The sequence below is a fragment of the Sinorhizobium sp. M4_45 genome, assembly GCF_002885915.1.
Taxonomy (GTDB): domain Bacteria; phylum Pseudomonadota; class Alphaproteobacteria; order Rhizobiales; family Rhizobiaceae; genus Sinorhizobium; species Sinorhizobium meliloti_A.
In genome coordinates this window covers 353,533-373,507 of the sequence record NZ_NWVE01000008.1, presented here as the reverse complement: position 1 = coordinate 373,507, position 19,975 = coordinate 353,533, and the positions used below count along the sequence as shown (strand labels likewise).

18 protein-coding genes are annotated in these 19,975 nt (G+C 62.2%); 12 read left to right on the top strand and 6 right to left on the bottom strand.

The features are described from left to right. The first annotated feature begins 198 nt into the window (after window positions 1-198). Both cueR and CN933_RS22645 read left to right on the top strand, forming a co-directional pair. The gene (cueR, locus tag CN933_RS22650) at window positions 199-642 is read left to right on the top strand and encodes a Cu(I)-responsive transcriptional regulator (protein ID WP_026169068.1); all 444 of its coding nucleotides are present in this window, start codon (window positions 199-201) and stop codon (window positions 640-642) included. A 25-nt stretch (window positions 643-667) separates the two neighbouring features. After that, window positions 668-2,887, top strand: a complete 2,220-nt coding sequence (locus tag CN933_RS22645; protein ID WP_102762435.1) for a copper-transporting P-type ATPase — start codon at window positions 668-670, stop codon at window positions 2,885-2,887. Between the two features lie 13 nt (window positions 2,888-2,900). Here the strand turns inward: CN933_RS22645 and CN933_RS22640 are convergent, their stop codons facing one another. Continuing rightward, window positions 2,901-3,347 (bottom strand): YqaA family protein, encoded by a 447-nt coding sequence (locus CN933_RS22640; RefSeq protein WP_018099151.1) that lies wholly within the window; start codon window positions 3,345-3,347, stop codon window positions 2,901-2,903. 271 nt (window positions 3,348-3,618) lie between these two features. Between CN933_RS22640 and CN933_RS22635 the strand changes: the two genes are divergently transcribed. From CN933_RS22635 to CN933_RS22590, 10 genes are all read left to right on the top strand, one after another. Next, window positions 3,619-4,710, top strand: a complete 1,092-nt coding sequence (locus tag CN933_RS22635) for a glycosyltransferase family 4 protein (RefSeq protein ID WP_102762434.1) — start codon at window positions 3,619-3,621, stop codon at window positions 4,708-4,710. A 366-nt stretch (window positions 4,711-5,076) separates the two neighbouring features. Further along, the gene (locus CN933_RS22630; protein ID WP_018099148.1) at window positions 5,077-5,289 is read left to right on the top strand and encodes a hypothetical protein; all 213 of its coding nucleotides are present in this window, start codon (window positions 5,077-5,079) and stop codon (window positions 5,287-5,289) included. A 39-nt stretch (window positions 5,290-5,328) separates the two neighbouring features. After that, window positions 5,329-6,186: an N-formylglutamate amidohydrolase gene (locus CN933_RS22625; protein ID WP_102762433.1), complete on the top strand. Its 858-nt coding sequence runs from the start codon at window positions 5,329-5,331 to the stop codon at window positions 6,184-6,186. Beyond that, on the top strand, window positions 6,183-8,072 hold the full coding sequence (locus tag CN933_RS22620) for a flavohemoglobin expression-modulating QEGLA motif protein (RefSeq protein ID WP_102762432.1): 1,890 nt from the start codon (window positions 6,183-6,185) through the stop codon (window positions 8,070-8,072). The genes CN933_RS22625 and CN933_RS22620 overlap by 4 nt, the downstream gene beginning before the upstream one ends. 11 nt (window positions 8,073-8,083) lie before the next feature. Continuing rightward, window positions 8,084-9,130: a glutathione synthase gene (locus CN933_RS22615; RefSeq protein WP_018099145.1), complete on the top strand. Its 1,047-nt coding sequence runs from the start codon at window positions 8,084-8,086 to the stop codon at window positions 9,128-9,130. Window positions 9,131-9,289: 159 nt separating this feature from the next. Beyond that, complete coding sequence (ytfQ, locus tag CN933_RS22610; RefSeq protein ID WP_018099144.1) at window positions 9,290-10,252, top strand: galactofuranose ABC transporter, galactofuranose-binding protein YtfQ; 963 nt, start codon at window positions 9,290-9,292, stop codon at window positions 10,250-10,252. 141 nt (window positions 10,253-10,393) lie between these two features. Next, window positions 10,394-11,911: a galactofuranose ABC transporter, ATP-binding protein YtfR gene (gene ytfR / locus CN933_RS22605; RefSeq protein ID WP_102762431.1), complete on the top strand. Its 1,518-nt coding sequence runs from the start codon at window positions 10,394-10,396 to the stop codon at window positions 11,909-11,911. 8 nt (window positions 11,912-11,919) lie between these two features. Beyond that, complete coding sequence (locus CN933_RS22600; RefSeq protein ID WP_411933570.1) at window positions 11,920-12,933, top strand: ABC transporter permease; 1,014 nt, start codon at window positions 11,920-11,922, stop codon at window positions 12,931-12,933. Then, entirely contained in the window at window positions 12,930-13,898 is a 969-nt protein-coding gene (gene yjfF / locus CN933_RS22595; protein WP_018099141.1) for a galactofuranose ABC transporter, permease protein YjfF, read from the top strand. The genes CN933_RS22600 and yjfF overlap by 4 nt, the downstream gene beginning before the upstream one ends. Window positions 13,899-13,916: 18 nt before the next feature. Then, on the top strand, window positions 13,917-14,651 hold the full coding sequence (locus CN933_RS22590) for a FadR/GntR family transcriptional regulator (protein ID WP_018099140.1): 735 nt from the start codon (window positions 13,917-13,919) through the stop codon (window positions 14,649-14,651). Between the two features lie 136 nt (window positions 14,652-14,787). On the opposite strand, the gene CN933_RS22585 is transcribed toward CN933_RS22590, so the two are convergent. The 5 genes from CN933_RS22585 to CN933_RS22565 all read right to left on the bottom strand — a co-directional run bounded on the left by CN933_RS22585 (window position 14,788) and on the right by CN933_RS22565 (window position 19,974). Next, complete coding sequence (locus tag CN933_RS22585; protein WP_102762429.1) at window positions 14,788-15,939, bottom strand: ABC transporter ATP-binding protein; 1,152 nt, start codon at window positions 15,937-15,939, stop codon at window positions 14,788-14,790. Next, window positions 15,936-16,763 carry a carbohydrate ABC transporter permease gene (locus CN933_RS22580; protein WP_004434577.1) on the bottom strand — a complete coding sequence of 276 codons (828 nt, stop codon included), beginning with the start codon at window positions 16,761-16,763 and terminating at the stop codon, window positions 15,936-15,938. The genes CN933_RS22585 and CN933_RS22580 overlap by 4 nt, the downstream gene beginning before the upstream one ends. Further along, complete coding sequence (locus tag CN933_RS22575) at window positions 16,760-17,662, bottom strand: carbohydrate ABC transporter permease (RefSeq protein ID WP_018096977.1); 903 nt, start codon at window positions 17,660-17,662, stop codon at window positions 16,760-16,762. The genes CN933_RS22580 and CN933_RS22575 overlap by 4 nt, the downstream gene beginning before the upstream one ends. Before the next feature lie 114 nt (window positions 17,663-17,776). Then, window positions 17,777-19,009 (bottom strand): ABC transporter substrate-binding protein, encoded by a 1,233-nt coding sequence (locus CN933_RS22570; RefSeq protein WP_100670335.1) that lies wholly within the window; start codon window positions 19,007-19,009, stop codon window positions 17,777-17,779. Between the two features lie 62 nt (window positions 19,010-19,071). Next, entirely contained in the window at window positions 19,072-19,974 is a 903-nt protein-coding gene (locus CN933_RS22565; protein ID WP_100670336.1) for a sugar phosphate isomerase/epimerase family protein, read from the bottom strand. Between the last annotated feature and the right edge of the window lies 1 nt (window position 19,975).

Sequence of the window (19,975 nt, the reverse complement as noted above, 5' to 3'; positions counted from 1 at the left end):
CACTCTGTGACCGAAGCCACCGGCATCAGGTCACGCATTGGAGAATGGTTCAGAACCGAAGGACAGCAAAAGCGATCTGTCCGGCGGAAGAAAGACTTTGCCGATCGGTGCGAGTGCCGGTCAAAACCTAACCGAACCCAAGGAAAAGCCGCCAAATGGAGGTGTTTTGCCCCTTGAGTTCTTTCATTGGAGAAACACATGAATATCGGCGAAGCCTCCAAGGCCAGCGGCGTCTCCTCCAAAATGATCCGCTACTACGAGCAGATCGGGCTTATCAGTCCCGCCCTTCGAACCGCGTCCAGCTATCGGACTTACGGCGACAACGACGTCCATACGCTTCGTTTCGTGCGCCGGGCACGCGATCTGGGGTTTTCGGTGGAGCAGATCAAGGAACTGCTTGCCCTCTGGCGCGACCGGTCCAGGGCGAGTTCCGACGTCAAGGCGGTCGCCCTGGAACACATCGCGGAACTGGAACGCAAGATAGCCGCCATCCAGGAAATGACGCGGACGCTCAAGCATCTCGCGGGCCATTGTCACGGCGACGATCGGCCGGACTGCCCGATCATCGAAGAAATCGCGAACGGGTCCGCCCGGGTGAATACCGAGGTCAATCCCCGCTTCGGCGTCGCGTCGCTGAAATAGCGTCCAACTCGGAACGGAGGCTTCGATGGCAGATCAAAAAGATCATGGGGATCGACACCACCATCACCGCCATAATGCGCAAGGCGAGAACCAGGCCCGCACGCAAAAGCGCGCGCTCGCCGCTCAGGCAGAGGACGCGATCTACACCTGCCCCATGCATCCGCAGGTAAGACAGGTCGGCCCCGGGAACTGCCCGATCTGCGGCATGGCGCTGGAGCCGGAAATCGCGACTAACGAAACAGGACCGAGCCCGGAACTCGCCGACATGCGTCGGCGGTTCTGGATCAGTCTCGTCCTGGCAATGCCTGTGCTGATACTGGAGATGGGCGGCCATCTCGTCGATCTACACATGCTCCTCACGCCGCAAATGTCGAACTGGCTGCAGCTCGTCCTTGCCACGCCGGTGGTCCTGTGGGGTGGCTGGCCGTTCTTCGAAAGGGCGTGGCGGTCCATCATCGCGCGGCACCTGAACATGTTCACGCTGATCGCCATGGGCACGGGAGCTGCCTGGGTCTACAGTGTCGTTGCGACAGCAGCGCCGGGCCTGTTTCCGGCAACGTACCGTTCCGACGGCGGAGCGGTTGCGGTCTATTTCGAAGCGGCTGCCGTGATCACGGTGCTGGTCCTGCTCGGCCAGGTTCTGGAGCTGCGCGCCCGGGAACAGACGGGCGGCGCCATAAGAGCGTTGCTCGACCTTGCGCCCAAGACCGCTCGCCGCATCGAAGGTGAGGGTAACGAAGTGGACGTACCCCTGGAAGCCGTGGCCGTCGGTGACTGGCTGCGCGTACGGCCGGGCGAGAAAGTGCCTGTAGACGGCAAGCTCATCGAAGGCCGCAGTTCGGTGGACGAGTCGATGATCACCGGCGAATCCATGCCGGTCACCAAGGAAGCCGGCGCTCACCTCATAGGCGGCACCGTGAACAAGACGGGTGGCTTCGTCATGGAGGCGGGCAAGGTGGGACGCGATACCATGCTGTCGCGGATCGTGCGGATGGTAGGCGAAGCGCAGCGCTCGCGCGCCCCTATCCAGCGTCTGGCCGACGAGGTCTCCGGCTGGTTCGTTCCCGCCGTCATCGCGACCGCCGTCGCCGCCTTCGCCACCTGGATGTGGCTCGGACCGGAGCCGCGATTCATTCACGGCCTTGTCGCTGCTGTCGCGGTGCTCATCATCGCCTGCCCCTGCGCCCTCGGTCTCGCCACACCGATGTCGATCATGGTCGGCGTAGGGCGCGGCGCGCGTTTGGGCGTGCTCATAAAGAATGCCGAGGCACTGGAGCGGTTCGAGAAAGTAGATACGCTGGTGGTCGACAAGACAGGAACGCTCACCGAGGGCAAGCCCAGGCTGACGTCGATCGTCGCGACCGAAGGGCTGGGCGAGAATGAGCTTCTCCAATTGGCCGCAAGCCTAGAAAGGGGGAGTGAGCACCCGCTGGCAGACGCAATCGTCGACGCCGCGGCGGCGCGCGGTCTAACCGTCGGCAAGGCGGAGGATTTCGACAGCCCGGTCGGCAAAGGCGTCACGGGTTCGGTCGATGGCCGGAAGCTGATCATCGGCAGCCACCGGATCATGGAAGAAGAAAGCGTCGATGTGTCAGCCCTTGCGAAAGAAGCCGAACGTCTTCGCGGCGAAGGAGCAACCGTCATTTTCGTGGCCATCGACGGCCGCGTCGGCGGTCTCTTCGCGATTTCCGATCCCATCAAGGCGACAACCCCCGATGCCATGCGAACGTTGATGAATGAGGGCATCCGTGTCGTCATGCTTACCGGGGACAACAAGACCACTGCCAAAGCCGTCGCACGCAAACTGGGGATCGAAGAAGTCGAGGCCGAAGTGCTCCCGGATCACAAAAGCGAAATCGTCGCGCGCCTGCGCCAGCACGGACGTATCGTCGCCATGGCTGGAGACGGTGTCAATGACGCCCCCGCGCTCGCCGCGGCCGATGTCGGCATTGCCATGGGCACCGGGACGGACGTGGCAATCGAGAGCGCAGGCGTGACCCTGATCAAAGGAGACCTTCAGGGAATCGCCCGGGCACGGCAGTTGAGCCATGCGACGATGAAGAACATCCGCCAGAACCTGTTTTTCGCCTTCATCTACAACGCTGCGGGTGTCCCCGTCGCCGCAGGCATTCTCTATCCTACCTTCGGCCTCCTGCTCTCACCGATCATCGCAGCGGCGGCAATGGCGCTTTCCTCGGTCAGCGTAATCGCCAATTCGCTGAGACTGAGAGGCGTCCGGATATAGCGAATGCAGCGCCTCAAAAACCGAGAACGGCTTTGGCGCCGAGAGTGGCCGCGGCAAGGAAGACGTATCGGCCCGTCTTGGCGATGGCGACGAGGATCAGGAAGGACCAGAGCGGCTCGCGCAACACGCCGGCGATCACGGTAAAGGCGTCGCCGAAAACGGGCATCCAGGAGAGAAGCAGGGTCCAGCGGCCGTAACGCCGGTACCATCCGCCTGCCCTTTCAAGCGACGCCTCCTTCACCGGGAACCATGGTCTGTCGTGAAAACGATCGATGAACCTCCCGAGGAACCAATTGCATACTGCTCCGAGGATATTGCCGAGGCTAGCCACGACGATAAGTGCCACGAGCGAAAACTTGCCTGAAGCGAGCAGCCCCACCAGCAACGGCTCGGACTGGAACGGCAGGACGGTGGCTGCCCCGAAGGCGACGAGGAAGAGGCCGGCGTAAGCTGCGGTCATGGGTTCTCAGGTCTCTTCACTGGTCGACATCATCCTAAACCCCTGGTTATTATCGTCACGCCATCGCTACCAGAAGTGGCGCGCACAGTTTCCCTGCGGCTGTAAGGCGGACGGCCATGCAGCCGCAGGTGCGTGCGCGCGGTCCAACTCTGCAAACACAGCCGGCACTCCGGAACAAGAGCGGCTCTCCGACAATTGTGCAGGGGTGAGAACATCCTTTTTATCGCCGAGGTACGTCCTGCCGACGCCCCTCGATATCAGGAGTTGAGCGATGAAAATTGCGCAGATCGCACCCCTTGCAGAACGCGTCCCGCCGAAGCTTTACGGAGGCACGGAGCGAATCGTCCATTGCCTGACCGAAGAACTCGTAAGGCTGGGCCATGACGTGACCCTTTTTGCCAGCGGCGATTCGCTTACAAGTGCCGAGCTGGTGCCCTGTTGCGATGTCGCGCTCAGGCTCAATCCGAAAGTTCAAGATTTCCTTCCCCATCACATCGCAATGCTGGAAGAGGTCCGCCGCCGCGCGCCTCAGTTCGACGTTCTGCATTTCCATATCGAATTCCTGCATTTCCCCCTGATCAGAGATTTCGCCGACAGGACGGTGACGACACTTCATACACGCCTCGATCTGCCCGATCTGCAACCCTTCTATCTCGCCTTCCCCGATATCCCCCTGGTTTCGATCTCGCAGCACCAGCGAGCGCCGATGCCGCCGGTCAACTGGAGGGGCACTGTGCTGCATGGACTGGACCCGACGGTGTTGGCGCTGCGGGAAAGACGATCTGACGCGTATCTGGCATTCCTCGGGCGCATTGCACCGGAGAAGGGTCCCGACCGCGCGATCGAAATCGCCGCACGGACCGGCATGCCTCTGAAGATCGCTGCGAAGATCGACGCCCAGGATCGCGCCTATTGGGAAGCAGTCGTCGAACCTCTCGTCGCAAGCCATTCCAACGTCGAATACATCGGCGAGATAGACGAAAACCAGAAGGCGGACTTCCTCGGCAATGCGGCAGCACTCCTTTTTCCGATAAACTGGCCGGAACCTTTCGGCCTCGTGATGATCGAGGCGATGGCCTGCGGCACTCCGGTGCTTGCCTTCCGCTATGGCTCGGCGCCGGAGGTGATCGACGACGGCGTGTCGGGGATCCTGGTCGACACGGTCGACGAAGCGATCGAAAGCCTCGAACGGGTGCTGGAACTCGACAGGCGTAAGGTTCGCGAAAGCTTCGAGAGACGGTTCACTACCGAACGGATGACACGCGATTATCTCGACATTTACCAGAACCTTCCGGGTGTCCTGAGGCAGACCGCCCCCACCCCGCAAGGCGAGCCCAAGAAAATCGGCCTCGAGGCGGCATGAGGAACGCATCGGACAACGGATAAGATTTTTCTGCGGCGCCTTTGACGAAAGACGCCTGACGCGAAGGATGCCATCGCGTCAGGCGTTATCCGTTCATGAAGGGCTCGCTCCTGTTGCTCCGAAACGGGTTCCTCGTGGCGCTCGGCTTTGCTGCAAGTTTCGCCGTCGCCTATCTGGCCTACCCGCTTCTGACGTCATGAGACTGATGGCTTAGTCGTTGGCGTCAAACCGGATTTTGCCTCCGGACTGGTAGAATCGGGAGCAGGATCAAAGTCGCAATGGACCGGGAACGTCCAGAAGCCCGGAGCGTTTTCGCATATGTGGCAGCCGGCTGGCGTCGCGAAACTCAAGACCTGGAGTAGAGCCATGGAACTGACGAACGCGCGTAAACTTGCGACCGAGTACCTGCGTCTCGGCGGCCATCGCCGGGTGGTCATCGACGATAACCAGACATCGGTCAGGAATTGGGAGAACGAGCCCAAGGAGGCGGAAGACTTCTGGAGGACGAACATCGAGACGCTGTCGCCGCAGATGCAGCGCGAAGTGGAACTCCTCCTTCCGACGATCAATCGTGCCTGAGGCGCCTGGAACCGAAATCGCGATCCGGAATTTTAATCCGTGAACGCGCCCGCGGAAGCGACGGACATGAATCTTGCCTCTGAACAGTTGCTGGATCTGACGCCATCCGCCACATCCGCCTGGTGGACCCAGCACCGTGGCGATACGCCCGTCGTCGCGACCGCCATTCACGACGGCCATGCCACGCGTGCCGCGGTGCGGCGCATGTTCGCGATTTCCGAAGAAGAACGTCTGCGGGAGGAGGATCCCTTCACCGAGTTCCTGATCCGCGACTTCGCCAATCGGATCATCGTCCATCGTTCGCGGTTCGAGGTCGACATCAATCGTCCCCGCGGCGGCGCAGTCTACCTGCGGCCGGAACAGGCCTGGGGCCTGGAAGTGTGGGCGGAAGAACCGCCGCAGACCCTCGTCGATGCATCCCTTTCCATGCACGACGAGTATTATGCGATGCTGACATCGTTCCTTGCCGGTATCGAACGCTGCCACGGACGCTTTGTCGTCATCGACGTCCACAGCTACAATCATCGCCGTGCCGGACCGGAAGCGGAGCCGACGCTTTCGACCGATGCGCCGGACATCAATATCGGCACCATCTCGATGGACCGCCGAAAATGGGCGCACGTGGTCGACAGCTTCATGGCGGCGCTTCGCTCCTTCGATTTTCCCGGCCGACCACTGGACGTGCGCGAAAACATCGCCTTTCAGGGGCGGGGCGAACAGACGCGCTTCATCCATGAGCACTTCCCCGACACGGGCTGTGCCATCGCCGTCGAATTCAAGAAGGTCTTCATGGAGGAGTGGACGGGCGAGCCGCGCCCCGAAGTGCTCGCAGCGCTCAGAACATTGCTCGCCTCGACGCTGCCGGCACTCAACGACGCTTTGGAGCAGGGTCGATGAAGCTTGCGCGCATACCCATCGAGGCCGGGGTCGATCCTCCCGATTGGCTGGCGGAGGCGCTGGCCGCAATCGAGGCAGGCAGGGCCGTGCGCAAGGAGTTCGAAGGCGGCGGACGCCTCCACATCGACCGCGCCCTGCCCTTTCTCTGCGTGCACTTGGCCGGCAGCGACGGGGCACCCGTTGCGCGCGAAGTGGTCCGCGCGAACGCCTCCCACCTGCTCGCGCAGGATGCTGCCACGGCGAAACCTATCGTCGCCGCAATCGGAAAGCTGCTCGAGCGTCGCTTCGGCGCCTTCATGGTGCTCGAAATGGACGAACTCGCGCAGGATGAGCTCCTGACCGACCATGCGCCTTTGCTGCCGCCCTTCAAGGTCGAAGTGATGGCCGGCGCCGAGGCAAATATCCGAGCCGCAGCAATGGCCTTCGTCGACGCCGTCGAAGCGATCCCCGCGAAGTTCCGAACGCCGCGGGTCGAGCTCCATGAACGGCCGCAGGATTCCGCACTGGAGGGAGAGACGCTCGATCTGCCATTCCCCTCGATGCGGGTTCGTTTCGCTCCGGTCTACCGGCAGCGCAATTCCGGCCGGATCTTCCCGGAAGTGCGCGAGCGGCTGATCGCGAGCATCTTCGATGCCGCCCTGCACGCCTTCGCCGCCTTCGCCCGGTCGACGCGCAGCCTCGAATTCCCGACCCATCGCGCCCTCGGGAGAAAGGCATTCATCGATGCGGTGGAGCGTACCGACCGCAGCATCGACGAAGTCGCCTCGAGCTTCGATTTTCTTCTCGCCGTCACGCCGATAAACGCGGAAGCCGCCTGGAGCGAATTCGCGGCGAGCGATTTCGCGCGCGCGCCGCGTTTCCTCTACCGGCCTTTGATCATCGAGATCGAAGCCGCAAAGAAGACGCTGTTCTCGATCCCCTTCGATCACCTCGAAGACCCGGTGCTCTATCAGCTCTACCGTGAAAAGCAGCAGGAAGTCGATCTGCAGCTGACGATGCTCTCCGCCCGCGAAACGAAGAAGTTCATCGAGTTCGGCCGTGCACTGTACGGTCCGGTCGAGCCGGACCTCCTGCGCGCGGCCGAAGAGATCCTCGCCCGCACCCGGAAAATCGCCGCGCACCCGCAAGCACCCGCCGAACGCGGTGCCGACAGCCGTTTCGTCGAAATGCGGGCGGGCGAGATGATCGCCGCATATGCCCGGCAGTATGCGGGTTTCGAAGCGCTCGTGGAGGTGCGGGACGATCTTCCCGCCGGGTTGCTGGTTTCGGGAAGGCGGCTTTTGATCGCGCGCAGCACGGTCATGGAGCCCGGTCGCGTCGATCCGATCCTCAGCCACGAAATCGGCGTTCACCTCCTGACCTATTTCAATGGATCGGCGCAGGGGCTTCGCCTGTTTCGTTCCGGTCTTGCCGGGTATGAAGGAATGCAGGAGGGCCTTGCGGTCTTCGCGGAATATCTTTCGGGGGGAATGACCGGCGAGCGGCTGCGTCTCCTCGCCGCCCGTGTGGTCGCCTGCGCCGCGATGATCGATGGCGCGTCCTTGCCGGAGGTGTACCGCCTGCTCGTCAAGGAACACGGATTCCAGAAGGCTGACGCCTTCAACGTCGTTCTGCGGGTATATCGCGGCGGTGGTCTCGTCAAGGACGCGATCTACCTGCGGGGACTTCTGGAACTCCTCGATCATCTCGCAGCCGGGGGCGCGCTCGAGCCCTTCTGGATGGGCAAGATCGCCGCCTCCCATTTTGCCGTCATGCAGGAACTTCATGCCCGTGGTCTGCTCGGCGGTCCTTCGGTTCGACCCATGTTTCTGGATGGTCCGGAAGCGCCGTCGCGGCTTGCCAAAGCGCGCGAGCGGATGGCTCCACTCGATATGCTGCGGCAATAGGAGCGGCTCACATGCGCATCGCTTTTTTCGTCAACTCCATCGAAGGCGAAGCCCCCTATTACACGACGACATGGCTGGCGCTCGCGGCGCTCGCACGCGGTCACGAGGTCTGCTACGTCACGCCGGGCGATTTCGTGCTGCGCCCCGACGACAGTCTGCTGATACGCGCAACGACGCTGAAAGGCACGAAGCCGAAGAAGCCGGAGACGCTGCTCACAGCGCTCAAGGGCGAGCAGGCGCAGATCACCACGCTCGACCTGCGCGAAGTTCAGGTGCTTTTCCTGCGGAACGACCCTTCCGAAGACGCGGACACGCGGCCCTGGGCAGTCTATGTCGGCACGAATTTCGGGCGGCTCGCCGCCGCGCGCGGCATTCTGGTCGTAAACGACCCGGACGGGTTGTCGCTCGCGCAGAACAAGCTCTATTTTCAGGGATTCCCCGAGATCATCCGGCCAACCAGCCTGATCTCGAGAAGCATCGAGGAAATCCGCAGCTTCATCGAGGATCACCCGGGCGGGGCTATCCTGAAACCCTTGCAAGGCTCCGGCGGCAAGAACGTCTTCAAGATCAACTCCAAGGACGAAGCCAATCTCAACCAGATCTTCGAGGTCGCCAGCGGCGGCGGCTACCTGATCGCGCAGAACTACATTCCCGACGCGGTCGCCGGCGACATTCGTCTGTTCCTGTTGAATGGCAGGCCGCTCGAGCGCGACGGCGTCTACGCCGCCTTCCGGCGCGTCCCTGCCGAGGGCGACGTCCGCTCGAACATGCATGTGAGCGGCAAGCCGGAAGCCGCGACCGTTACGCCTCAGATCCTCGAGATCGCGGAACGGCTTCGCCCCAAGCTCATCGAAGACGGCATGTTCCTGGTCGGGCTCGATATAGTCGGTGACAAGGTGCTTGAAGCAAATGTCTTCACGCCGGGCGGTCTTCCCGAGATTGCAGCGCTCTGCGGTGTGGACTTCAGCGAAGAGATCATCATCGCGCTGGAAAACAAACTGCGAATCCACGAACTCTACCGCGGGACCATTCCGAACCGCACGTTAGCGGTCCTTTGACCGCGGCCGGCATGCACTTCCGGTCTCGCGCACTGCACGATCTGTGGGCGAATCCACCGACGCGTCCCGTCGTCAGCAAAAGTGAGTTTACAAAAGTAATATAGTATGATTTTTTCTCGATCAGCTGCATGGAAGAGCAGCTTTCTTTGGGAGGAAATCATGAAAATCGTGAAGGCACTTGCGAGTGCAACGATCCTTGCTGCCTGCACTTTCGGCAGCGCTTCGGCCGCCGAACTGGTCGTCGGCTTTTCTCAGATCGGATCGGAATCCGGCTGGCGTGCAGCCGAAACGACGCTGACGAAGCAGCAGGCGGAAGAGCGCGGCATCGACCTCAAATTCGCCGACGCGCAGCAGAAGCAGGAAAACCAGATCAAGGCGATCCGTTCTTTCATCGCGCAAGGGGTGAATGCCATCCTTCTCGCTCCGGTCGTCGCCACCGGCTGGGATGAAGTCCTGGCGGAGGCCAAGGACGCGGAGATCCCGGTCATCCTGCTCGATCGCACCGTCGACGCCTCCGACGATCTCTATCTGACGGCGGTCACCTCCGATCTCGTCCACGAAGGCAACGTGGCCGGCAAATGGCTTGTCGATACCGTCGCGGGCAAGCCGTGCAACGTCGTCGAACTTCAGGGCACCACCGGCTCCTCGCCGGCGATCGACCGCAAGAAGGGATTCGAGCAGGCGCTTTCCGGCAACGACAATCTGAAGATCGTCCGCAGCCAGACCGGCGACTTCACCCGAACCAAGGGCAAGGAAGTGATGGAAAGCTTCCTGAAGGCCGAGGACGGTGGCAAGAACATCTGTGCGCTCTACGCCCATAACGACGACATGGCGGTGGGCGCGATTCAGGCGATCAAGGAAGCCGGTCTGAAGCCCGGCAAGGACATCCTCGTCGTCTCGATCGACGCTGTTCCGGATATCTTCCAGGCGATGGCTGCCGGCGAAGCCAATGCGACGGTCGAGCTCACGCCGAACATGGCAGGCCCCGCCTTCGACGCGCTTGCTGCCTTCCTCAAGGACGGTAAAGAGCCTCCGAAATGGATCCAGACGGAATCGAAGCTCTACACGCAGGCCGATGATCCGATGAAGGTCTACGAAGAAAAGAAGGGCCTCGGCTACTGATCCCGCCAGTGCTCGGCCCGAAAAATCGGCACCGATGATCGGGCCGAGCGCACTGAGCTAGAACCCGCGGCAGCCGCCGCGGGCCATTCCATCGAACGGACGCCCGCTCGTTCGTCAGGCGGCATTCCAGAGACGGCAGCCATGCAGACCAGCAGCGACAATATCCTTTCGGCCACAAGGATCGAAAAGGGCTTTCCCGGCACGAAGGCGCTGGACAAGGTGGATTTTCATCTGCGGCGCGGCGAGGTTCACGCGCTCCTCGGGGAGAACGGCGCCGGCAAGTCGACGCTCATCAAATGCCTGACCGGCGCCTATCGCCGGGATGGCGGCAGCATGCTGCTCGACGGAACCGAGGCCGACCCGCGCGACACGTTCGATGCCCAGAGGCTGGGCATCGGGACCGTTTACCAGGAGGTCAACCTGCTGGGGAACCTCACCGTTGCCGAGAACCTCTTTCTCGGACGGCAGCCCCGCCGCTTCGGCATGGTGGACACGCGCACCATGAACCGCAAGGCGCGGGAACTGCTTGCGGAATACGAACTGGACATCGACGTCACCCGTGATCTTGCGAGCTATTCCGTAGCGATACAGCAGGTCGTGGCCATCGCCCGGGCCGTGGATCTTTCCGGCAAGGTTCTGATCCTGGACGAGCCGACCGCGAGCCTCGACGCACACGAGGTGGAGATGCTCTTCCGCATCGTACGGCGCCTCAAGGGACGCGGGCTCGGCATCATTTTCATCACCCACTTCCTGGAGCAGGTCTACGCCATCTCCGATCGCATCACCGTTCTGCGGAACGGGCAGTTGGTCGGCACGCGCAACGCGGCCGAACTCGACCGGCGCGAGCTGATCGCAATGATGATCGGTCGGGAACTGGCGACGGAGATCCATTCCGCCCATTCCGACGCGGTCGCGGGTGAGCCACGCTACCGCTTTCGAAACTTTGGCCGCCGCGGAAAGATCGACCCCTTCGATCTCGATGTCCGCGCCGGCGAAGTCGTCGGCATGGCGGGCCTGCTCGGCTCGGGGCGGACGGAAACCGCAGAAATCCTCTTCGGCGCCCACCGTGCCGATAGCGGTACCGCCGAGATCGAAGGCCGGACCGTCGATCTTTCCTCGCCGCGTGCTGCAATCCGGCAGAAGTTCGGCTTCTGCCCGGAGGACCGCAAGACCGCGGGCATCGTCGGCGATCTGTCCGTGCGCGAGAATATCGTGCTCGCCCTTCAGGCAAGGCGCGGCTGGACCCGCCCGATCCCCCGCGCGGAGCAGAACCGTCTCGCGGACCACTACATCCGGGCACTCGATATCCGCACCGCGGATCGCGAGAAACCGATCAGGCTGCTTTCCGGCGGCAATCAGCAAAAGGCCATTCTGGCGCGCTGGCTCGCGACCGAACCGGAACTGCTCATCCTCGACGAGCCGACGCGCGGCATCGACGTCGGGGCGCATGCGGAAATCATCAGGCTCATCGAGAGCCTGCGCGAGAAGGGCATGTCGCTCATCGTCATCTCCTCTGAAATAGAAGAACTCGTCGCCTACAGCACGCGGGTGGTCGTCCTCCGCGACCACGCCCACGTCGCCGAACTCGATGGCGCTCAATTGACTGCACATCGGATCGTCGAAGCGATCGCTGCGACCAACGGGAGGGAAGCGTCTTGATTCCGATTATGCGGACCTACGCCGGCCGCCTGCTGCCGCAGCTCATCGCATTGACGGCAATTGTCATCGCGATTTCAATTGTCTTTCCCGGTTTTCTAAACCTGCAGATCCAGAATGGCCGTCTGTACGGAAGCATGATCGACATCCTCAACCGCGGTGCGCCCGTCGTTCTTCTGGCGATCGGAATGACCGTGGTCATCGCCACCAAGGGGATCGATCTTTCCGTCGGCGCTGTGATGGCGATCTGCGGCGCGGTTGCCGCCTCGCTGATCACGTCCGGGCATTCGCTTGCAGAGACCCTGCTCGCGACGCTCGCGGTAGGCATCATCTGCGGCATCTGGAACGGGGTTCTGGTCGCCTTCCTCGACATCCAACCGATCATCGCGACACTCGTGCTGATGGTGGCTGGGCGCGGCATAGCCCAACTCATCACCGAGGGGACCATTCTCACTTTCAACCACCCCGGTCTGATCTTCATCGGTAGCGGTTCCTTTGCGGGCCTGCCCATGCCGATCGTCATCTGGCTGGTTTTCGGCCTCATCGTTGCGCTCCTCGTTCGACGGACGGCACTCGGCATGCTTGTCGAGGCGATCGGCATCAACCGGCAGGCAAGCACGCTCTCGGGCGTGCTCACGCCCGTCCTCCTGGTGGCCGCTTACGTGCTCTCGGGCCTTTGCGCCGCGATCGCCGGCATCATCGCCGCCGCCGACATCCGGGGTGCCGATGCCAACAATGCCGGGCTCTGGCTGGAACTCGACGCCATCCTTGCGGTGGTCGTCGGCGGCACGTCACTGCTCGGCGGCCGCTTCAGCATTGCGGCGTCTGTGCTGGGCGCCGTCATCATCCAGGCGATCAATACCGGCATTCTCCTGTCCGGCTTCCCGCCCGAGTTCAACCTCATCATCAAGGCAGCGATCATCATCTTCATCCTGGTGCTCCAGTCACCGCGCTTCCGCACGGGGATCTCGTTTCTGAGTATCCCGAAGGCAGCCGGCAAGCCGACCGAGCGAGAAGCGAAATGAAGCAGAAATATCTACCACTTACGGCAACGATCTTGATCTTTGTCTTAAGTTACGCGCTCTGCGTCGCGCAGTATCCGAACATGCTCTCGACCCGCGTGATCGGAAACCTTCTGACCGACAATGCCTTCCTCGGCATCGCCGCCGTGGGCATGACCTTCGTCATCCTTTCGGGCGGCATCGATCTGTCGATCGGCGCTGTGATCGCATTTGCCGGTGTCTTTCTGGCCGTCGTACTGGAGCAAGGCGGCATGCATCCGCTCGTCGCCTTCGCGTTGCTGCTGGCCATCACGACGCTGTTCGGAGCGCTGATGGGGGCGATCATCCATTATCTCGAAATGCCGGCATTCATCGTTACGCTCGCCGGCATGTTCCTCGCCCGCGGCATGGCTTTCGTACTGTCGATCGACTCCATTCCGATCAAGCATCCCTTTTACACGACCTTGAAGAGCCTCTATTTCAAGTTGCCCGGCGGCGGGCGCATCACCCTCATAGGCGGCCTGATGCTGTTCGTCTTCGCGGTCGGCATTCTCATCGCCCACCGCACCCGCTTCGGCACGAATATCTACGCGCTGGGCGGCGGCACGGCGACGGCAAAGCTCATGGGCGTTCCGGTCGCTGCCACCACGATTCGCATCTACGCGCTGTCCGGGTTGCTGGCCGGCCTGTCGGGGATCGTCTTTTCGCTCTATACCTCCGCCGGATACTCGCTGGCCGCCGTCGGTGTCGAGCTGGACGCAATCACCGCCGTCGTTATTGGCGGGACGCTGCTCACCGGCGGATCCGGCTTCGTTGCCGGAACGCTGGTCGGCATCCTCATCCAGGGTCTCATCCAGACATACATCACGTTCGACGGCACGCTTTCGAGCTGGTGGACGAAGATCCTGATCGGGCTCCTGCTCTTTGCCTTCATCCTGCTGCAGAAGGGGATCATCCATCTGTCGCGCCCCGAACGGCAGCGGGCGTAGCCGCGGGGTCCGCGCGCCATGCCGGGAATCTTCGGAAGCCAACGGGGCAAACGCACGAGCCACAGGCTCGTCGTCGACGAACTCGGCCAGGCGGTGGTCAGCGGCGAGTTTTCCGTCGGCGACACGCTACCCGGCGACACCGATCTCGCTGCGCGCTTCAACGTATCGCGCACCGTGCTGCGCGAAGCGATGAAGACACTCGCCGCCAAAGGCCTTGTCGTCGCCCGCGCCCGCATCGGCACCCGGGTGCTGCCCCGGACTCACTGGAACCTCTTCGACAGCGACGTGCTCACCTGGCATTTCGGTGCCGGTGTCGACGAGGATTTCCTGCGTCATGTGAGCGAGGTGCGGCTGGCCCTCGAACCCTATGCGGCGGCACTGGCAGCACGCCGCGCCAGCGACGCGGACATTGCGCGGATGATGCGGCTTGCCGTCGCGATGGGCGATGCCGGCCACAGCCCCCACACGCTGGCGCTCGCCGATCTCGAATTTCACCTCCGCCTCCTGGAGGCTTCGCTCAATCCGTTCATGCGAACGGTCGGCAGCCTGATCGAGGCGGCGCTGATGGGCGTTTTTCAGCTTACCAGCCCGACAGCCGATGAAACGGAGATCGACCGCGTCGCGATCGCGCATATCCGCATCGTCGAGGAAATCCGGCGCCGCGACGAGGAAGGCGCACGCAGCGCGATGGAGCATGTGATCCGCGTCGGTCAGGAGCGGTTGATCATGGATCTGAAGGGGCGGGAGAGTTAGCGACGCGATGGCCCCCAAATCCGGCCTGCCGGCCACCTTCTCCCCGCAGGCGGGGCGAAGGAGACTCGCGGAACCCTCCGCCTCACTTGCGACCCGCTGAGAGGATTGTGACGCAGCCGCTTGCCCCTTCTCCCCGTTAAGAAGGGGAGAAGGTCGCGGCAGCGGGATGAGGGGCGGCGCGAGGCGTAATTTGGGCGTCCAATTGCGCTCTTTTGGGTTCGAGGCGCTTGCCCGTTTCCGCATCGAAGAGATGCAATTGCTTCGGGTCTATCGCCAGACCGATAAGCTCCCCGCCCGATGCAGCGGAGCGTCCGGTCTCCACGACCATGAGTTCCGGCTGGGTCGCCGAAGTTATGTAGGTGGCCGAGCCGGTCGACTCCACGACGCCGACGGGAATGTCGAAGGCACCCTGCCCCGCGCCGACGATGCGGATGTGTTCGGGCCGAATGCCGACGGTGACCGCCGCCCCCGGCGATACCGGGTCGATGAGCGAGAGCCTCGCTTTTGTTGCCCCGAGGTCCAGAGCCAGGTGGCCGCCGTCGTCCTGCACGACCGCGGGGATGAAGTTCATCGCCGGCGAGCCGATGAACCCGGCAACGAAGCGGTTGGCCGGCCTGTCGTAAAGATCGAGCGGGCGGCCCTGCTGCTCGATGACGCCGTCGCGCATGACGACGACATGGTCCGCCATGGTCATTGCCTCGATCTGATCGTGCGTCACATAGACGGAGGTCGCCCCCAGCCGGTCGTGCAGCGCCCGGATCTCCTTGCGCATATGCACGCGCAGCGCCGCATCGAGATTGGACAAGGGCTCGTCGAAGAGGAATGCCTTGGGATGACGGATGATGGCGCGGCTCATCGCGACCCGCTGGCGTTGCCCACCCGAGAGTTCGCGGGGATAGCGCTTCATGAGATGGGAAAGGCCGGTGGTCGTCGCCACCTCGGCCGCCGCCTTCAATGCGTCGGCCTTTTTCACGCCGCGTATACGCAGGCTGTAGGTCAGGTTCTCCTCCACCGTCATATGGGGGTAGAGCGCATAGGACTGGAAGACCATTGCGACGTCGCGCTTGCGCGGCGGAACGTCGTTCATCCGCGCGCCCGCGATCTTCATCTCACCGGCCGAAATCTTCTCGAGCCCGGCCAATGACCGCAGGAGCGTGGACTTGCCGCAGCCGGAAGGCCCGACAAGGGCGACGAAGGTCCCCTCCTCTATCGCGAGATCGATGTCCTTGAGTGCGTGGTAGGAACCGTAGAACTTGTTGACGCCGTTGAGCTCGATCTGAAGGGTCATTTGAGGGCTCCTGAAGTGAGGCCGGAAACGATGCGGCGCTGCAAGAGGATGAAAGCGGCAAGGATGGGCGTCACATAGATCGTGGCATAGGCCATGATATTGTTCCATTCATTGGTGTTCGGGCCCATGAAGGTGTTGAGGCCAACGCTTGCGGGCTGCAGCTCGACGGCCTGGATCATCGATTTCGAATAGACGAATTCGCCGAAGGCCTGCATGAAGATCAGGATCGCGCTGACGAGAATGCCGTTGCGGGCGAGCGGCAGCACGATGTTGAAGAAGGCGCCGATGCGCGAATTGCCGTCGACGAGCGCTGCCTCTTCGAGCTCCATCGGCACGCTCATGAAGGTTGCGCGGACGAGAACCACGAAGAAGGGCATGCTTTTGGCAGCGATCGCCAGGATCACGGCAAGACGCGGTGTATCGAGGAGGCCCACTTGCGAGAAGCCGACGAAAATCGGCGTCACCATCAGCGAAGCGGGCAACACCTGCAGCATCAGGATGAGGAACAGCCCGATGTCCACCCAGACGTTGCGATAGCGCGCGAGCACATAGGCACAGCCGACGCCGAGCACGGCGATCAGCGCCACCGAGCCGAAAGCGATGACGAGCGAATTCCAGAGATACCGCGCCATGTTGCGGCTCTCCCAGACGAAGGCGTAGATGCTCCATTGCGGCTCGCTCGGCCAGAATTTCGGCGGGGTCGCAAACATCGCCGAGCCGGTCTTCAGGGCGGTGATGTACATCCAGTAGAGCGGGAAAAGATAGATGGCGGCGAGCACGAGCGCGACAGCCAGCATCAACCGGTTGCGGAAAGTGTCACTCATCCTCTGACCTCATGACGCGTCGAGCGGACATAGACGACGGAGGCGAACATCACGAAGACGATCATGATGACCGAGATCGTCGCGCCCTTGGCGAAATCATACTGGCGGAAGGAAAGGTCCCAGGCCCAGTATTGCGTGACATTGGACGTGTTGTTCGGTCCTCCGGACGTGATGGCGGCGAAGAGATCGAACTGCTGCAAAGTGAAGATGAGCCCCAGCGCGATAATGGCACCGATCGTCGAGCGCATCATCGGCAGAGTGATCGTCCAGAAGCGCTGGAACGCATTGGCACCGTCGAGCTCGGCCGCCTCGTAGAGGTCCTTCGGAATACCTGACAGGCCGACCGATAGCAGGATCATGTTGAATGAGGTGCCGAGCCAGATATTGGCGATGATCACGGCCCAGAGCGAATAGTTCGGGTCCGAACGCCAGAAGATGTTGCCGGAAATCACGCCTGTTTCCCGCAGCAGAAAATTGAGAACGCCGAAATCGCCGGAGAGAATCCAGTTCCAGATGGCGCCGACAACGAGGCCCGGCATGACCCAGGAGACGAGGAAGAGACCGCGCAGCCACGACGCACCGGGGAAATTGACCCAGAAGAACAGCGCGAGACCGAAGCCTATGAGGAACTGTCCGGCGATCGAGGCGGTCACGAAGATGGCCGTGTTGAGGAGAATGGGCCAGGTTTCGGGTTGAGCGAAAAGGTCGATATAATTCTTGAAGCCCACGAACGGCCGCGTAAAGCTGCCGAGGCTGAACATGTCGACTTCCTGGAAGCTCATCACGACATTGTAGACAAGCGGCAGCCCGGAGAGGATGAATAGGAATGCGAGCGGCAAGCTCACAAGACCGATATCGAAGCCCCTGCCATCCGTTATGCTCGATAGAATTCTTTTCATTGGCGATCACCTGTCCCTTGGGCCGAGTCTCGCGCGGCCTGTGCAGCGGCGACCCCGGCCGAAGCCGGGGATCGCCTCTCTCGGGAGAAAATCCTGGGCGGATCGTCGCGACAATCAGCCGAGAACCGCCTTTATCTTCTCGGCCGCCTGGTCGAGCGCTTCCTTGGAGCTCATCTGCCCGGTAAGCGCCGCCTGGATGGCGTCCTGAATGGCTTTGGAGATCTTCGGCCACGCGGGATGGGGGCCGCGGGGCTTCGCATATTTCAGCTGTTCCACGAAGACCTGGAGTGCCGCGTCCTTTTTCGGTTCGCCGGTCGCCGGAATGGCGATGTCGGAGCGCGGCGGCAGTTGTCCGAAGTCCTTGAACATCCGGTCGTCCTGAGAAACGAAATATTCGAGAACCTTGAAGGCTTCTTCCGGATGCTCGGTATTTGCGAAGACCGCCCAGTTGAAATCACCCATGGCCGAAGAGCGTTCGGCGCCGACTTCCGGTACGGGCAGCAGCGCTACGCCCCAATCGAACTTCGCTTCCTCGAGCATGCGATCGATTTCCCAGGGGCCGGAGATCGCCATGGCCGCGTTGCCGGAATTGAAAGTACCGGTGGCGTCCCATTGGCTACGCGTCAGCGTGTCCGGCGAGGCGAGCTTCTCGTCGATGATCGTTTTCCAGACGTCGAGCGCCTTGACCGCGCCCTCGGCGTTGATGTTGTCGTAACCGCCACCGGCCATCTGCGCCCAGGGCAGGAACTGGAATGTCCCCTCCTCGTTGGCTTTGGCTGAGAAGGTGATGCCGTAGACGTTCTGAGCCGGGTCGGTCAGCTTGCGCGCCGCCTCGACGAGCTCGTCCCACGTTTGCGGGGGCTTGTTCGGGTCCAGGCCCTTCGCCTTGAACATGTCCTTGTTGTAGTAAAGGGCGATCGTGTTGGTGGCCTTTGGAATGCCGTAATATTTGCCATCCCAGGTCACCGAGGCGAGAGGCCCCTTGAAGTAGTTCTCCGGCTTGACGACCGAGGACTTCGCGATCATCTCGCTCAGATCGAGAAATGCACCGCGGGACGCAAAGAGCGCGTGTTCGGGATTGTCGACGGCGATGATGTCCGGCGCCTGCCCCGTCGAATAGGCGCGCATGGCTTCGCTGACCACGTCGTCGAACTGGATTTGCCGATATTCCACTTTAATGCCGGTGTTCAGCTTGTTGAAATCTTTTATCAAGTTAGGCGCCGGCTGGATGTCCCGGTCGAGCGACCAGACGCTGATCGTGACGTCCTCGGCGCTTGCCGAAAACGCCGGCAGGGAAACACTGGCAAGGGCGAACGCGCCCAGCATTGCAAATTTACGGATACCCATGGACTCCTCCTCTTTCGGGTTTTTCCGCAGCCGGCGCCCCCGTGCCGGCCGTCGGGCATGTCTCAGGCCGGATCGGCGACGAAGTCGCCGCCGCGGCAGCCTTTCAGATAATTCAGAGCGTGCACCTGGCCCGTCATTTCCAGCGCATCGCGATATACCGGGTCATGCCAGCCTTCGATGTCGATCGAACCGGACCAGCCGGCAAGCCGGAGTTCCGAGATGATGTCGGTCCAATTGCTGTCGCCGAACCCGGGCGTGCGCATGAAGACGAACTTCTCCTTGCCGAAGATGCCGTGCTCGCGGATGACGTCCCAGCGGATCGTCGCGTCCTTGCCGTGCACATGGAAGATCTTGTGCGCCCATTTGCGGATCTGCGGCAGCGGATCGATCAGATAGACCATCTGGTGGCAAGGCTCCCACTCCAGGCCGATGTTATCGTCCGGCGTCTCGTTGAAGATGAGTTCCCAGGCGTCCGGATTGTGAGCGATGTTCCAGTCGCCGGTCGCCCAGTTGCCGTCCATGGCGCAGTTCTCGAAGGCGATCTTTACGCCCTTGTCGGCGGCGCGCTGGGCGAGCTCGCGCCAGACCTTGCGGTAGCGCGGCAGGCTGTCGGTCAGCGGCCGGTTGCGGATGCGTCCGGTAAAGCCGGCGACGCATGTCGCGCCGAAATGGTGAGCGTTGTCGATGCAGTCCTTCCAGCCCTGCAGGCTCTGGAGGTCGATGTCGGTCTCCTCCAGCGGATTGCCGAACATGCCGAGCGTCGAGATCGTGATGTCGCGGTCGCCGATCGCCTCACGGCAGCGCTTGCCGAGCTCGGCAAGATCCTGGCCGTTGGTGGTCTGCCAGAAGAAGGGTTCGAAGCTTTCGAAACCCAGATCGGCGATCTCGCCTATGCGCTTCGCGGCTTCGCCCTTTGTGGCGCTGATCATGGTGCCGACGCGGATGGATTTGGCTGGATTGCTCATC